At 67.1% G+C, this 14,470-nt stretch carries 16 protein-coding genes; 10 read left to right on the top strand and 6 right to left on the bottom strand.

The features are described 5' to 3' along the window. Window positions 1-79: 79 nt before the first annotated feature. The 5 genes from RR42_RS26375 to RR42_RS26360 all read left to right on the top strand — a co-directional run bounded on the left by RR42_RS26375 (window position 80) and on the right by RR42_RS26360 (window position 3,327). Window positions 80-526 (top strand): DUF4279 domain-containing protein, encoded by a 447-nt coding sequence (locus RR42_RS26375; RefSeq protein ID WP_043354334.1) that lies wholly within the window; start codon window positions 80-82, stop codon window positions 524-526. A 104-nt stretch (window positions 527-630) separates the two neighbouring features. Beyond that, window positions 631-987, top strand: coding sequence for a tautomerase (locus RR42_RS26370; RefSeq protein ID WP_144409958.1), 357 nt, complete (start codon window positions 631-633; stop codon window positions 985-987). Between the two features lie 26 nt (window positions 988-1,013). Then, window positions 1,014-1,868: a dienelactone hydrolase family protein gene (locus RR42_RS26365; RefSeq protein WP_052494981.1), complete on the top strand. Its 855-nt coding sequence runs from the start codon at window positions 1,014-1,016 to the stop codon at window positions 1,866-1,868. 139 nt (window positions 1,869-2,007) lie between these two features. Next, entirely contained in the window at window positions 2,008-2,148 is a 141-nt protein-coding gene (locus tag RR42_RS40520; RefSeq protein WP_158408315.1) for a hypothetical protein, read from the top strand. A 201-nt stretch (window positions 2,149-2,349) separates the two neighbouring features. Next, window positions 2,350-3,327 carry an aldo/keto reductase gene (locus RR42_RS26360; RefSeq protein ID WP_043354332.1) on the top strand — a complete coding sequence of 326 codons (978 nt, stop codon included), beginning with the start codon at window positions 2,350-2,352 and terminating at the stop codon, window positions 3,325-3,327. Between the two features lie 44 nt (window positions 3,328-3,371). On the opposite strand, the gene RR42_RS26355 is transcribed toward RR42_RS26360, so the two are convergent. The 3 genes from RR42_RS26355 to RR42_RS26345 all read right to left on the bottom strand — a co-directional run bounded on the left by RR42_RS26355 (window position 3,372) and on the right by RR42_RS26345 (window position 6,236). Next, window positions 3,372-4,736 (bottom strand): MFS transporter, encoded by a 1,365-nt coding sequence (locus RR42_RS26355; protein WP_043354330.1) that lies wholly within the window; start codon window positions 4,734-4,736, stop codon window positions 3,372-3,374. 275 nt (window positions 4,737-5,011) lie between these two features. Then, entirely contained in the window at window positions 5,012-5,365 is a 354-nt protein-coding gene (locus tag RR42_RS26350) for a VOC family protein (RefSeq protein ID WP_043354329.1), read from the bottom strand. 76 nt (window positions 5,366-5,441) lie between these two features. Then, on the bottom strand, window positions 5,442-6,236 hold the full coding sequence (locus tag RR42_RS26345; RefSeq protein WP_419188920.1) for a DUF6597 domain-containing transcriptional factor: 795 nt from the start codon (window positions 6,234-6,236) through the stop codon (window positions 5,442-5,444). Window positions 6,237-6,385: 149 nt separating this feature from the next. Between RR42_RS26345 and RR42_RS26340 the strand changes: the two genes are divergently transcribed. The 3 genes from RR42_RS26340 (at window position 6,386) to RR42_RS26330 (ending at window position 8,429) form a co-directional block, all read left to right on the top strand. Further along, on the top strand, window positions 6,386-7,147 hold the full coding sequence (locus RR42_RS26340; protein WP_043354328.1) for a metallophosphoesterase: 762 nt from the start codon (window positions 6,386-6,388) through the stop codon (window positions 7,145-7,147). Window positions 7,148-7,427: 280 nt separating this feature from the next. Then, window positions 7,428-7,898 (top strand): hypothetical protein, encoded by a 471-nt coding sequence (locus RR42_RS26335; RefSeq protein WP_052494980.1) that lies wholly within the window; start codon window positions 7,428-7,430, stop codon window positions 7,896-7,898. Between the two features lie 42 nt (window positions 7,899-7,940). Further along, window positions 7,941-8,429 (top strand): hypothetical protein, encoded by a 489-nt coding sequence (locus RR42_RS26330; protein ID WP_043354326.1) that lies wholly within the window; start codon window positions 7,941-7,943, stop codon window positions 8,427-8,429. Window positions 8,430-8,631: 202 nt separating this feature from the next. On the opposite strand, the gene RR42_RS26320 is transcribed toward RR42_RS26330, so the two are convergent. Continuing rightward, window positions 8,632-9,549 carry a LysR family transcriptional regulator gene (locus RR42_RS26320; RefSeq protein ID WP_043354324.1) on the bottom strand — a complete coding sequence of 306 codons (918 nt, stop codon included), beginning with the start codon at window positions 9,547-9,549 and terminating at the stop codon, window positions 8,632-8,634. Window positions 9,550-9,712: 163 nt separating this feature from the next. On the opposite strand from RR42_RS26320, the gene RR42_RS26315 reads away from it, so the two are divergent. Both RR42_RS26315 and RR42_RS26310 read left to right on the top strand, forming a co-directional pair. Beyond that, entirely contained in the window at window positions 9,713-10,699 is a 987-nt protein-coding gene (locus RR42_RS26315) for a tripartite tricarboxylate transporter substrate binding protein (protein ID WP_043354322.1), read from the top strand. A gap of 11 nt (window positions 10,700-10,710) precedes the next feature. Further along, complete coding sequence (locus RR42_RS26310) at window positions 10,711-12,168, top strand: M81 family metallopeptidase (protein ID WP_043357962.1); 1,458 nt, start codon at window positions 10,711-10,713, stop codon at window positions 12,166-12,168. A gap of 105 nt (window positions 12,169-12,273) precedes the next feature. Here RR42_RS26310 and RR42_RS26305 read toward each other — a convergent pair whose 3' ends face one another. Both RR42_RS26305 and RR42_RS26300 read right to left on the bottom strand, forming a co-directional pair. Next, on the bottom strand, window positions 12,274-12,594 hold the full coding sequence (locus tag RR42_RS26305) for a high-potential iron-sulfur protein (protein WP_043354321.1): 321 nt from the start codon (window positions 12,592-12,594) through the stop codon (window positions 12,274-12,276). A gap of 597 nt (window positions 12,595-13,191) precedes the next feature. Continuing rightward, entirely contained in the window at window positions 13,192-14,388 is a 1,197-nt protein-coding gene (locus RR42_RS26300; protein ID WP_043354318.1) for a methyl-accepting chemotaxis protein, read from the bottom strand. Window positions 14,389-14,470 lie beyond the last annotated feature (82 nt).

Here is a 14,470-nt window from a genome sequence, read left to right as displayed (position 1 = left end):
CAGCGAGAGCACCAGGCTGCGCCGGAGATCAAGCCATGACGAGACAGTCTCAAGACATTGCACGCACGGAACGGGAAAAATGCTAACCAGAATGTATGCGAGCCTTTGTTTCTATGGCGATCAATTCGATCCCGAGGCGCTTGCCGACACCCTAGGGCTCAGCACCTATGACTATTCTCGGAAAGGGGAACTCCGAGCGCTGGGCGTCGTTCCTCACTCGGTCCTGAAAATGACTTCCCGCGACGAGATCGAGGGATTTTCAGCGGATGAGCACATCATGTCGCTGATAGAGAAGATCTCCCCCATGTATCAGCACATCCGTGTGGCGCTCGGCAGCGATGGCTACATTCTGTGCTTTCTGTTCTGCGAGGGGGATATCGAAAACGTCGGCGTCCACGTCTCGCCGCAAACGCTCCGCCAATTGGCTGCGATCGACGCGGCGCTTTCCATCGACACCTGGGCGCCTGCGGCGACCCTAGGCCCCGAAGACGGCGACGAGGATGCGCCACATCACCTGCGCCATTGAATGGTCGCCGATGACGCCCCGCGTCAAGGCCCTTCACCCGCCGTTCGATATTGGCTGGGGGTAACGCCCGCCGCATCAGCGACGCCGCCGCTGTGGCGGAGTGCATGCCCGACGACCCGCACAAGCGCTTCGCAATCTGGGTCGTGATCGAAGAAGCGCAGGCCGGCCTGTGGACGTGCGGCGGCGTCGACATGTCATCGCAGGTGCTGCCCTGGCTCGCGACGGTCCATGTGCCCGCTGGCGTGCTGGATGCGCCGGCCAGGGCGTTGTACGTGCGGCTGATGCACGATGCCTTCCAGCAGGCACAGCCAGCCGACGACCAGCGGCGGCTGGCCACCTCGGTGAAGCTCCACGATGTGCCGGACGGCACCTGGGGGGGCAATGGGGATGTCTGGCAGTTGCCTCGCTTCGCGAAGGTGGCCGGCTACGGGCACCTGCAGCATCTGGCCGATGCGGCCTGACCATCCAGCGTACGGGAGACGATGCCATGGTGATACGCAGCATGAAGGAAGAAGACCGCCTTGACGATTTCACGCACCGCACGATCACGCTCGACGGCGTGGCCAAGGTGGTCCACGTGGCCGGCACAGGGCCAGCCGTGATCGTCATGACGGAGATGCCGGGCATCAGCCCGCACGTCGCACGCTTTGCCCGGTGGGTACGCGATGCGGGCTTGACGGTCTACATGCCGTCGCTCTTCGGCCGCGACGGCGCCGTGCCGGACGCCGAGGCAGGTGCTGCGGTCTTTCGCCGCGCCTGCGTTAGCGCGGAGTTTCGCGCATTTGCTGCCAATCAATCGAGCCCGGTGACACAGTGGCTGAGGGCGCTGGCAAAGCAGGCGCACCAGGAGTGCGGCGGCCCCGGCGTCGGCGCCATCGGCATGTGTTTCACCGGCAACTTCGCACTGTCGATGATGCTGGAGCCGGCGATGCTCGCGCCGGTGATCTGCCAGCCTTCGTTGCCGTTGGAGGATCCGGGCGGCATCGAAATGGCGCCCGGGGAGCTCGCCGCGGTACGCGAGCGGCTCGAGCGGGAGGATCTCACGGTGCTGGCGTATCGATTTGAAGGCGATCGGTTTTGCAGGGCAGAACGCTTTGCCGCCTATGCCGAGGCCCTTGGCGAGCGGTTCGTGGGACGCGCGCTGCCAGACAGTGCCGCCAACCCCGATGCCCCTGCCTTCTTTGCCCAGCACGTGCCTTGCCCGCACAGCGTCGTCACCGTCCACCTGATTGACGAAGCTGGCGAACCGACAGTAGCCGCACGCGACGAAATCCTGTCCTTCTTTGTGCAGCGCCTTGGCGAGGCGCGCCGAAGCCCCAACCTCAAGCCGGCAACCCCTTAGCCCGCGATAGGGCATCGACACGCTTCAACGGTCGCCCGGAAATCAACGCCTGGCTCTCGCTGCCGCAAGCGCCAGAAACGCTGGGGCGGCGCACTGTGGTCGCCGTCCTATTTCGCCGAACGCTGTGGATGTGGTCGATATGACGGAGCGCGAATCGGTCGCAGCGTTCTTCGCCAGGATCGCCCGCCTCGATTACCTGTTCGCACCCGGCGCCGCCTACCAGGTCGCGTCCATCCACAGCGATGGCCACGATGCGGTGGAAAGCCCATTTCGCAGCTAGTTCCGGGGCCAGTACCACGCCGTGCACGAAGCCGCGCCCAAGATCGCCTCGGCCGATGACCAGATCCACCTTGTTCGTCGATGGCGGCTACGTGCTGCCCTGAGCACCGTCGTCTTCGCTGGAATTGGCATACCATGCCGGAGTCCGCCGCGGGCCCACCGCCCGGCAGCGACGGCAGCGACGCATTCAAGGAGAGGCAAGATGGACTATGTAAGGTTTGGCGCGACGGGACTGAAAGTCTCCCGGCTGTGCCTGGGCTGCATGACCTACGGCGTGCCCGAGCGCGGCAACCACCCCTGGACGCTTGGCGAGCCAGCCAGCCGCCCGCTGATCCGGCAGGCGATCGAGGCCGGCATCAACTTCTTCGATACCGCCAACGTCTATTCCGACGGCACCTCCGAGGAAATCGTCGGCCGCGCGCTGAAAGACTTCGCCAGCCGCGACGACGTGGTGATCGCCACCAAGGTCCACGGCCGCATGCGCCCCGGCCCGAACGGGGCCGGCCTGTCGCGCCGCGCCATCCTGGCCGAGATCGACAACAGCCTGCGCCGCCTGGGCACCGACTACGTCGACCTGTACCAGATCCACCGCTGGGATCCGCATACGCCCATCGAGGAAACCCTCGAAGCGCTGCACGATGTGGTCAAGGCGGGCAAGGCGCGCTATATCGGCGCGTCCTCGATGTATGCCTGGCAGTTTTCGAAGGCCATCTACACCTCGCGCCTGCACGGCTGGACGCAGTTCGCCAGCATGCAGGACCATGTGAACCTGCTGAACCGCGAAGAGGAGCGCGAGATGCTGCCGCTGTGCGCCGCCGAGGGCATCGCGGTGATGCCGTGGAGCCCGCTGGCGCGCGGCCGCCTGACCCGGCCGTGGCATGCCGGCAGCGCCCGCGAGGAGAGCGACACGTTTGGCAAGACGCTGTACCGCGATACCGAGGCGTCGGACCGTGTGGTGGTGGAACAGGTGCACGCCATTGCGCAGGCGCGCGGCGTACCGCCTGCCCAGGTGGCGCTGGCGTGGTTGTCGCAGAAGCGGGAGATCACCTCGCCGATCATTGGGGCATCCAAGCCCCACCATATCGAGGATGCCGTGGCAGCGCTCTCGCTCGGCCTCACCGCCGAGGAAATCGCCGCGCTGGAGGCGCCCTACGTGCCACACGCGCCGGTGGGCTTTTGAGGCAGCAACGGCAACGACGGCGCCGCTGAACTACCGGCTGCCGGTCACTTGCCCGTGGGCTGCAGCGCAGCCGCGCCCGCCTCACGCGTGATCAGGCGCAGCCCGCTGGCGATACTGGCCACGCCCGCGAAGCCCGCGCCGATCGCCAGCGCCAGGGTGGGGCCGTAGCGGCCCGCAATGCCGAAGCTAAGCGCGACCAGCGCCGCACCGGTTGCCTGGCCGAGCAGGCGCGCGGTGGCAATCACGCCACTGGCGCCGCCGGCGCGCTCGCGCGGCGCGCTCGACATCAGCGCCTTGAGGTTGGGCGACTGGAAGAAGCCGAATCCCGCGCCGCAAATCGCCATGCGGATGCCGATATCCAGGGCGCTGGGATGGGCCGGCAGCAGCGCCAGCGACGCCATGCCCATGCACATCACCGCCAGCCCCACGCCGCCGAGCAAACCGGGCGCATAGCGGTCGGACAGCCGCCCGGCCAGCGGCGCCATCAGCGCCACCACCGCCGACCACGGCGTCATCAGGAAACCCGTCTCGATCGGGCTGCGCCCCAGCACGCTCTCGAAGTAGAACGGCAGCGACACGAAGGCCAGCCCCTGCGCGGCGAACGAGCAGATCGCGGTCATGGTCGACAGCGCGAACATGGGCCGCTTGAGCAAATCGACGGGCAGCATCGGTGCGGGATGGCCGCGCTCGCGGCGCAGCATCAGCACGAACGCCACCAGGAACAAGGCCAGCGCCGCCAGCGACTGCCCCAGCGGCGCGCGTTGCGCGCCCTCGCCCAGCGCGAAGATCAGCGAGGCGAACATCACCACGTTGAGCCCCGCGGCGACGCGGTCAAAGCGGTGCGCGCCGCGCATCGTCCGGGGCAGCGCGGGCCAGGCGATGTAGAGCGCCAGCAAGCCGATCGGCAGGTTCACGGCAAACAGCCACGGCCACGGCCCCAGCGACAGGATGATCGAGGCCACCGTGGGCCCCACCGCAAACGACACGCCAACCACCAGCGCATTGAGCCCGACGCCACGCCCGAGCCGGTGCGGTGGAAAGATCGCGCTGATCAGCGCCGCGTTCACGCTCATGATGGCGCTGGCGCCCACGCCCTGCAGCAACCGGGCTGCAACCAGCGTGGGCAGCGACCAGGAAAGCGCGCAGACTACCGATGCGGCGATGAACAGCATCAGGCCGCCGAGATACACGCGCCGGTGCCCGACGATGCCGCCCAGCGCCGCGAACGGCAGCAGCGTGGCCACCATGGCGAGCTGGTAGGCGTTGATGACCCAGACCGATGCCGCCGGGGTGGCATGCAGCGAGGCCGCGATGTTGGGAAGTGCGGTGTTGGCGATTGCCGTATCGAGCGTAGCGAGTGAGACCGCCACCAGGATGGCAGCCATGCCGCGGCGCTCCAGCGGCGTCATGGGCGCGTCCGCCACGCGAGGGGGGAGATTGGATTCTGCTGTGTTCGACACTGTCTTTGCCAGTTACCGCCGCGCCCGGGAAGCCGCGCGCGATGCGCCGGCGCCCTGCCCGATTGTTTGATACATGCACCATGGCTCACCCTCCCGATGCGAGAGAGGGCATGGCAAGCCGACACAATACGGGATAACGCGAATATCTGCAGGCGACGGCGTCGCCGGCGGATAGGCAGCTGACCAGGATGATGACTAAGGCGGCGCCTGGCTGCGCGCCTGCGCTATGCCGCCGACCACACCGCCAGCTCGTAGCCGTCCGGGTCGCGGAAGTGGAAACGCCGCCCGCCCGGGAACGAGAAGACCGCCCGGACCACGGTGCCGCCGGCAGCTTCCACACCCCGCTGCGCCAGCGCCAGATCATCCGCGTACAGGATCACGAGCGGCCCGCCGGGGCGAACCGCTTCGCCGGTGGTGAAGCCACCGGTCAGCCGGCCATCGGTGAACTCGCAGTAGGCGGGGCCGTAGTCGGTAAAGGTCCAGCCGAAGGCTGCGCCATAGAACGCCTTGCTGCGCGCGATGTCGCTGACATTGAACTCGATGTTGTCGATCTGCCGGTCCTGGCCTCTGGTGCCCATGGCGAACTCCCTGGTGATGGATAAGGAACTCCATTTTCACCCGGATGCCGCGGCAAGGCTTGAACAAAACGGCCAATCAAGCCTTTGGCGCGCGCAACTGGCGCAGCAGGGCCGACGCCGTCATGCCGCACAGCGACTGGATCTCCCGGCTCAGGTGGGCCTGGTCGGCGTAGCCCGCATCCGCCGCGAGCGCGGCCAGCCCAAAATCAGACCTGTCCGCCCTGCCTGCGCCGTTGCCTGCCCGCTGCGTCGAGTCGTGCGCCAGCGACAACGCACGCTGGAACCGCAGGATCCGCTCCAGCGTCTTCGCGCCATAGCCGAAATGCTCGACGCTGCGGCGCCGCAGCGTGCGCTCGCCAAGGCCCAGCCGGCGCAGGAGCAGGGGAATCGTCTCGCCCGCCATGCCGGCATTGGCCTGCACCAGCGCGAAAATGGCTGCCGCCTCGCGGCTCGGGGCGTCGACGCGCAACGCCATCTGTGCCAACTGGCTCTGGAATACTTCCACCTCGCGCCCTGCAGCCGCGGCCTCCTCCATCCTCCCGGCAAATTCCCGCCCACGCGCCCCCCACAGCTCGGCCAGCTCGACCTGCCTCCCGACAATCTCCGACATGGGCAGGCCCAGCCAGGGCAGCGCCGCGCCCGGTTGAAAGCGCGCACCCAGCACCGCCGCGCCGGGCGCCAGGTCCGGCCGGGCTGCGGTGATGTCAGGCCCGACCACCAGCAGCCGGCCCGCGCGCCAGAGCACATCCACGCAGCCGTCCGGCACGACGGCGATCGCACCGGCGTGGTCAGCTGGCAAGACGCTGGTCCACACGCACTGAAAGTGCGGCTGGAGCTCAGCCCAGGGCCGGGCTTCGCAGTAGCGCCCCACCGTGCCTGCCAGCGCGGGAACGTCCGGTGAAGATCGCGAATCCGGCTGTAGCATTACTCTATGGGCCCCCGCGGACATTGATGGTGATGGATTGCAATTCAGGCATGGTGCCGGGATTGGCATCGCCAGATCCCCCCAAGGAGAGACGCATGAAAATTGGCTTGGTTTCGGACCTGCATCTTTCGGTCTATCCGATGGACTTTCCGAATCCCGATGTCGACGTGATGATACTGGCTGGCGACATCTGGCGCCCCCGGGAAGCCATGGCATGGGCCGCGGCCGCCACCCTGCCCACCCTGTACGTGGCTGGCAACCACGAGTTCTACGGCAGCGACCTGGCCACCACCATGGACGCCCTGCGCGCCGGCGCGGCCGGCACGCAGGTACAGGTGCTGGAGCGCTCGGAATGGCATTACCGTGGCGTGCGCTTTCTCGGCTGCACGCTGTGGTCCGACTACCGCTTGTTCGCCTCCCCGCAGCAGCGCGAGGATGGCCTGCGCGACGCCCAGTCACTGATGCGCGACTTCTCCCGCATCCGCGTTGCGCCGGATTTCGACGAGCGCTTCACGCCCGCCACGTCGCAGGCGCTGTTCAGGGACTCGGTAGCCTGGCTGGCGCAGCGGTTCCAGGCGCCCCACGACGGCCAGACCGTGGTCATCACGCACTTCGCGCCGTCACCGCTGAGCATCAGCCCCAAGTTCGCCGGCTCGCACCTCAACGCCAGCTTCGTCTCCGACCTGCGCCAGGAAATCGCGGCATGGCAGCCTGCGCTCTGGGTGCACGGACACACCCATGACAGCTTCGACTATCGCCTGGGCGCCACCCGCGTGGTGTGCAACCCGCGCGGCTACGCACGGGAAGGCAAGCTCGAAAACCCGGGTTTCAATCCGGGCCTTGTCATCGAACTGTAAAACAACGCCGGCCCGCAGCCGCACCGAAGTTCACGGCGCGAACGCCGGCGTGATGCGCACCGGACAAGCCGCTCGGGATTTTCCCTTGGTTTGCGCCGCGTAATGCACTATCAGACCCGTTGACCCGCAGGGACACTTCGCCATAGCAGAGGTTGTCTGCTAATGTCTGCTCCGCAGGAAATCAAGGCAGGCGACGCCCGCCGCATCCCCTGCGCCGCCCGGGCCGGCCAAGCACCGGCCCCTGGTCTGGCGGCAAGCCCGAAAGACAGGAGATAAAGCAATGCAGCCTAAGGCTCTCGAACCGACGGAATCCGTACTTCTTGCCTTGATGGACAGCGTGCGCGAATGGCAGCGCGTGCTGGACCAGACTCTGTGCGATGCTGGACTCGACTATCCGAAATGGATCTTGCTGCGCGCTATCCGCCAGGAAGAGTTCGTTCGCCATGAGCCTTACCTGGGCCAGTTGCTGATATCCGCGGCGCACTCGGAAAGCCTGCTGGACGCCTTGCATGCCGACGGCTGGATCGCATACGATCCCGCCGGCCGGCCGATGATTCCCGCGTGGGCCGAGCCTAAGGTAGACCGCGTCTGGAAAGGGTTGAAGGCGCTCCACTCCGTCTCCGTGGCCCCCTTCAGCACAGAGGAACGCCACGCGCTGACGGCTTCGCTCAGGCGCATGAAGGCCACGCTGCACGACCACAGCGTGCGGCTTGGGCGCCAAGCGGAACGCCGGGTGGAACTGGCCCACTGAAAACAAGCAAACCCACATACAAATCAACAAAGCGGAACCCCGATGCTCCCTGCCGCACCCAGCGCCGATATGACGAATGACATGCCGCCGCCCGCCGTGGTCTGCCATTGGATACGACGCCTGTTGCGGCGCGCGGAGCTGGCGCAAGATCCTCGGCGGGTGCAATTGGCGGCGCAAGACCCGGATATCGCACAAGCCGTCCGCTACGCTGCCGACCCCGCCTACATCACCGCATATCCGGCCTGGCCCCGCGCCACGGCCCTGGCGCAAGCCGCCGGCCTGGGCGAGGCCGGCACGGAAATCCTGGCATTCCTGATCGCCGCCGAGACGTCCCCGCCGCTGGAGAGGTGCCTTGCCGCATTTGGCCCGTTGACGCAAGAGCGCATGGCTTCGGTGCTGGCCACGGCGCTGTACCGGCCAATGGCCGTCGTGGCGCAGGGCCTTGCGACAGCCACCGCGCTTTGCCGCGCGGCACGGCTCGCCGCGGCGCCAGCCACGGCGAGCCTGTCCCAGGCATCCATGCCGGGCTAAGCCGCTGCCATGCCTGCGAGCAGCCAGCCGGGCTTCGAGCGGATCGCCCAGCGCACGTTCGATGCGGTCAATCTCAAGCGGGAAAGCCGGGAGTGGCACAAGGCGTTCTCTTCGTTCGCCTGCCCGGACCAGACATTCACAAGCGCCGCGCTTTCGCGGCGCCCGGCATCTCCCGCCTGGCGCCGGGCAAGCCCGCTGGCCCTCATTGCCCGCCACAAAACAACGGCGACGCTTCGATGCGCTCAAGCATGCCGCGTGCCGCGCTGGACAGCGGCCGGTTGGCCCTGACGATCAGGCGCGACTGCGCGGCCTCGAAGATGGGGTTAGTGGTGCGCAGCGCCACCAGCTCGCCCCTGGCGACTTCCTTCACCACGGAATTCGAGGAGGTGAAGGTCAGGCCAAGGCGGCACTCGACATAGCGCTTGAGCGTGAGGATGGAGTTGGCGACAAAGCTGGGCGTGAGAACGATGTTCTCGGACATCTCGGCCATCTGGATCAGCTGGCGCAAGCCGAATCCCGGCGCCATCAGCGCCACCGGATAGCGCGCCACGTCCTTCAAGGCGGGCCGTTTGCGCTGCCGCGCGAGCGGATGGTCGGGCCAGGCGATCACGCAGAGCGGATGCGTGCGCGCCGTGACCACGCGAACGGCGGGGTCCGCGGGCGCGCCGAACACGACGCCGATATGCGCGTCGTCGTGCGCCACCGCGCGCACGGCGTCGGAGGCGCCCGCCACCTTGAGCGAGACGCGGATGCCGGGATATTGCCGGCAGAACGCGTCCACCACCCCGCTCATCAGGATATCGACAAAGCCCTCGCTGGCCACCAGCTGGATATCCCCGCGCTGCAGGCCGTTCACTTCATCGAGCCGGGCCATCAGCGCTTGTTCGCTGGCCTGGCGGTCGCGGCAATGGTCCATCACGATCGCGGCCACCTCCGTGGGCACGATGCCCCGGCCTTTGCGCTCCAGCAGCGCCACGCCTAGCTCAGTCTCCAGCAGCTGGATCTGCCGGCTGACGATCGACGGCTCCACGCCAAGGCGCTCGGCCGCGCCGCGCACCGACCCTGTGTTGACCGCTTCGAAGAAATACTGCAGGCGCCGCGCGCTCAGTCCGCCTTCCATGTTCCGTTCCTGTTTCACGTTTCCTGGCCGCCTCAAACTCCGCAAATCGTTGCCAAATAGGCAACAATTTCCCAGCAAGCTTACATTGATTCGGACGACTGGAATTGCGAATAATGTGCGGGCGGCAAATCCGCGACCACGATCCCCTTCGAGCAAACAAAGCATGAAACCCTTCGCTTCAATCCTGGCAGCCGCAACCTTGGGCGTGCTCTGTCACCAGACCGCGGGCGCGGCGCCGCAAGACCCCGCCTACCCGGTCAAACCCGTGAAGATCGTGGTCGGTTACGCGCCCGGCGGCTCCTCCGATGCCGTGGCGCGGCTGGTGGCCAACCGGCTGTCGGAACGGCTCGGGCAGAGCTTCGTGGTCGAGAACCGTCCTGGCGCGGCCAGCAATATCGCGGCGGCCGGCGTGGCGCGCTCGCCCAATGATGGCTACACCATCCTGCTAGGCTCCAATGCCAGCACCATCAATGTCTCGCTGTACAAGAAGCTGCCCTTCGACTTCCAGAAGGACTTCGCGCCGGTGGTGCTGCTCACGCGCTTCCCGAACATCATGGCGGTGAACCCGTCGGTGCCGGCCACGACGGTGGCGGAGTTCATCAGCTATGCCAAAGCGCATCCCAAGGGCATCTTTTTCGCCTCGTCCGGCGCGGGCTCGTCCACGCGGCTGTCGGCGGAGTTGTTCAAGATGATGGCGGGCATCCAGATGGAGCACGTGCAGTACAAGGGCAGCGCGCCGGCGCCGGCGCTGACCGACCTGATGGCGGGCCAGGTGCAGGTGATGTTCGATACGGCGCCGTCGGTCATGCCGCTGATCAAGAGCGGCAAGCTGCGCGCGCTGGCCGTGACCAGCGCCAGCCCGCAGCCCTTCGCGCCGGAGATCCCCACCGTGGATGCGGGCGGGTTGAAGGGCTATGAAGTGGTGTCGTGGTATGCGCTCTTCCTGCCCGCTGGCACGCCGGGCAACGTCGTCGATACGCTGAACAAGGAAGTCAACGCGATCATGGCCGAGAAGGAGACCCGCGAGAAGCTCGCCGCGATGGTGGCGACGCCGGGCGGCGGCACGCCTGAGGCGCTGCGCCAGTTTGTCGGCTCGGAAATCACCAAATGGGGCGCGGTGGTCAAGGCCTCTGGCGCCACCGCGGACTAGGCCGGCGGATCATGCGCGTTTTTACCGGCTCGCTGGCCACCGAGACCAACACCTTCGCCCCGCTGCCGACCGCGCTCGATGCGTTCGTCGACCGCGGCTACTTTCCCGCAGGCACGCACCCGCCGGAGATGACCGTGTTCAGCGGCCCGCTGTGGGCCGCGCGAGAACGCGGCCGCGCGCGCGGCTGGGTGGTGATCGAGGGCATGGCCGCGGGCGCTCAGCCTGGCGGCGTCACCACGCGCCACGCCTATGAGGCACTGCGCGATGAGCTGCTCGGCGACCTGCGGCGGGCGCTGCCCGTCGACATGGTGGTGTTGGGCCTGCACGGCGCCATGGTGGCCGATGGCTACGCGGACTGCGAGGGCGACCTGCTCACCCGCGTGCGCGCGCTGGTTGGCCCCGGCGTGGTGATCGGCGCCGAGCTGGACCCGCACTGCCACCTGTCGGATGACATGGTGGCGCATGCCGACATCCTGGTGGCCTACAAGGAATATCCGCACACCGATATCCGCGAGCGAGCGCTGGAGCTGGTCGACCTATGCGCGGCGCAGGTGGCGGGACACATCGCCCCCGTGGCGGCGGTGGCCGACTGCGCGATGGTCGTCACCATCCGGACCAACCAGGAGCCGGCACGCAGCTATGTCGACCGGCTGATCGCACTGGAGGGACACGATGGCATCCTCTCGGTCTCCGTGGCACATGGCTTCCCTTGGGGCGACGTGCCGGACATGGGCACCAAGCTGCTGGTGTACGCGGATGGCGACGGCGCAGCCGCGCGCCGGCTGGCGCGGCGCCTGGCCGACGAGCTGATCCGCATGCGCGAGACCCTGACGCCCGCTTACCCTGGCCCGGATGCGGCCATCGACCAGGCGCTGGCGTTGGCCAAGGCGCCGGGCGGCGCGCCCGTGGTGATCGCGGATGCGGCCGACAACCCCGGCGGCGGCGCGGCGGGCGATGCCACGTTCCTGCTGCATCGCTTGCGCGAGCGGGGCATCGGCAACGTGGCGGTGGGCCCCCTGTGGGATCCCATCGCTGTGCGTATTGCCTTTAGTGCCGGCGTGGGCGCGCGCCTGGCGCTGCGCATCGGCGGCAAGGTCAGCCCGATGTCCGGCGCGCCCATCGACCTGGCTTGCACCGTGAAGGCGCTGGTCCCGGACATGATCATGACTGGGCTGTCGGGCGCGCCGGCGGCGGTGGGCAACGCGGCGCTGGTGGAGGCGGATGGCATCGAGATCGTGCTGATCACGCGGCGCGCGCAGGCGCTGGACACCGATGTCTTCACGCAGCTCGGCTGCCGTCTGCCCGAAAAGACGCTGATCGTCGTCAAGTCCGCGCAGCACTTCCACACCGCGTTCTCGCGGATTGCGCGCCATGTCATCTATGCGGACGCGCCAGGCTCGGTCTCGCTCGATTTGCGTTCCCTGCCCTATCGGCACATTCACCGGCCCAAGTGGCCGATCGATGCCTGAACGAAAAAAGGCGGCGCACGCGCCCAAACGCGCGAGCGCCGCCTTCACGGCATCAAGCCGGCATCAAGCCGCCATCAACCTGCATCAAGCTGCATCAAGCTTTCTTCACGCCTTCTTCACCCACGCACTGCACCAGCCCTTGGTCGCGACCTGCTTGCCGGCGAACAGCGGGCAGCCGCCGCTTGCGTCCGCCGCCTTGCCTTGGAAGAGCTGGCAGTTGCCGCAATGCTGGCTGGCGTCGTGCTTCGGGTACTTGGCCTTGTCCACCTTCGACGAATCCGCCTTGTAGCCAAGGCCGACCGCCTGCGGGTCCTTTTCATCCACCATCGGGCCGCTTCCCTGTGCCCGGGCTGGCAGGGAAACACCCAGCGCGCCGGCCGCCGCGATGATAGGAATGCCTTTCAAGAAATGACGACGAGTTGACATCTTTAATCCTCTTTTTTTCTGTGGGGGACAAACCGGACAGGGCCGCGCCTTGTGCGACCACGCAAGCCACCGTCCGTCAACCATCGGCGCGCCCATGACGGCGCTCGCCGGATACCAGCCCGGACGCAGGCCACGCCACGGCAAGAAACAAAGTAACAGACACGTCGGTTCAATGTGCGCGCAGCCTGCACCCGGAGCCGCCATCGTGGCCGGCTCCAGGCTTGTATCCCGATTGAGTTTAGACGACGCCGATTGCGTTGACGTTGCGCGTCGTCATGGAATGCGATCGATCCATGCCCTGCGCGCACCCGGAATCCGGCCGCCGGATCGCATGAGGCCGGATCAGGCAGGGAAGAACGTGCTAGCGCCGTCCGCCCACATCCACAATCGCCCCATTTGGCGCGACCATGTGGTAATCCGCGCCGATGCCAAATCAGGCACGCATCCTGCTTGCGCGGAGGAAAAATGGAGTGCGCAGGGAGACTGGCAAGAACACCATGGCGGTAAATGCCCACCATCCGTGTAAGAAATACAACCCGATTTGACCGGGACGCGGCATGCAAGCCGCGCCCGCATCACAAGGCCTGCCGCCAGCGCTCAGGCGTGCGCGCCCTGCAGCGTGCCGGCAAAGCGATGTTGCCCAGGGGCGTCGTCGTCGGGGGTGGCTTCCAGCTTGAACTCGCCCACCGCGTTCTGCAACTGGTGCGCCTGTTCCGCCAGGGCCGATGCGGCGGCGGCGGCTTGTTCCACCAGCGCGGCATTCTGCTGCGTGACCGCATCCATTTGCATCACGGCTTGATTGACCTGCTCGATGCCGCCGCTCTGCTGCGCCGATGCCACCGAAATCTCGCCCAGGATGGTGGTGACCTGGCCGGACGCCGTCACGATCTCGCGCATGGTCTGGCCGGCATGCTCCACCCGCGCGGAGCCGTTGCGCACCTGCTCAACCGAGTCGCCGATCAGGCCGCGGATTTCCTTGGCCGCCGCGGCGCTGCGCTGCGCCAGCGTGCGCACCTCGCCGGCCACCACGGCAAAGCCACGCCCTTGCTCGCCCGCGCGCGCCGCTTCCACGGCAGCGTTGAGCGCCAGGATATTGGTCTGGAACGCGATGCCCTCGATCACGTCGATGATGTCGACGACTTTCTTGGAACTGGCGCTGATCGCCTGCATGGTTTCCACCACCTCGCCCACCACGGCACCGCCGCGCTGCGCAATGTGCGAGGCGTTGGCCGCCAGCTCATTGGCCGCGTGCGCGCGCTCGGTGTTCTGCCTGACCATGGCGGTCAGCTCGCCCATGCTCGATGCGGTTTCCTGCAGCGCCGAGGCCTGCTCCTCCGTGCGCTGCGAGAGGTCGGCATTGCCGGCGGCGATCTGCCTGGAGGCATCGGTGATGGAATCGGTCGATTCCTTGATGCGGGTCACCAGGTCCGTGAGCATGTCCTCCATCTCGCCCATGCCGGCCAGCAAGCGGCCGAACTCGCCCTTGCGCTCGGTTTCGAATTCCTTGCTGAGGTCGCCGGAGGCCACGGTCTCGGCGATATAGACAGCCTCGCCTAGCGGCTCGGCGATGCTGCGCGCAATGCCGTAGGTAAAGGCGGCGCCCACCAGAAGCGCGACAAGCCATAGGGTAAACATCAATGTACGCGCGCCATCGATGGCTTGCTGCGCGTCACCGCCGCCGGCTCCGGGTAAGCGGTCCAGCCCGGCCGCGATTGCCGCGGCCATCAAGAGCAAAACCACCGCGAATCCCACGCCAAGGCGCGTACGGATGGTCAGGTTGGCAAATGACATCATTGCTGCATCTCCCCTTTTTAGTGGACCACGCCTGCTTCGTCGTCTGGATAACGGCGATGCGCGCGGAAACTTTAGGAGAAAT

The organism is Cupriavidus basilensis (genome assembly GCF_000832305.1).
Taxonomy (GTDB): domain Bacteria; phylum Pseudomonadota; class Gammaproteobacteria; order Burkholderiales; family Burkholderiaceae; genus Cupriavidus; species Cupriavidus basilensis_F.
Note: the sequence above shows the minus strand (reverse complement) of the source record. Positions and strands in the feature narration are given on the sequence as shown.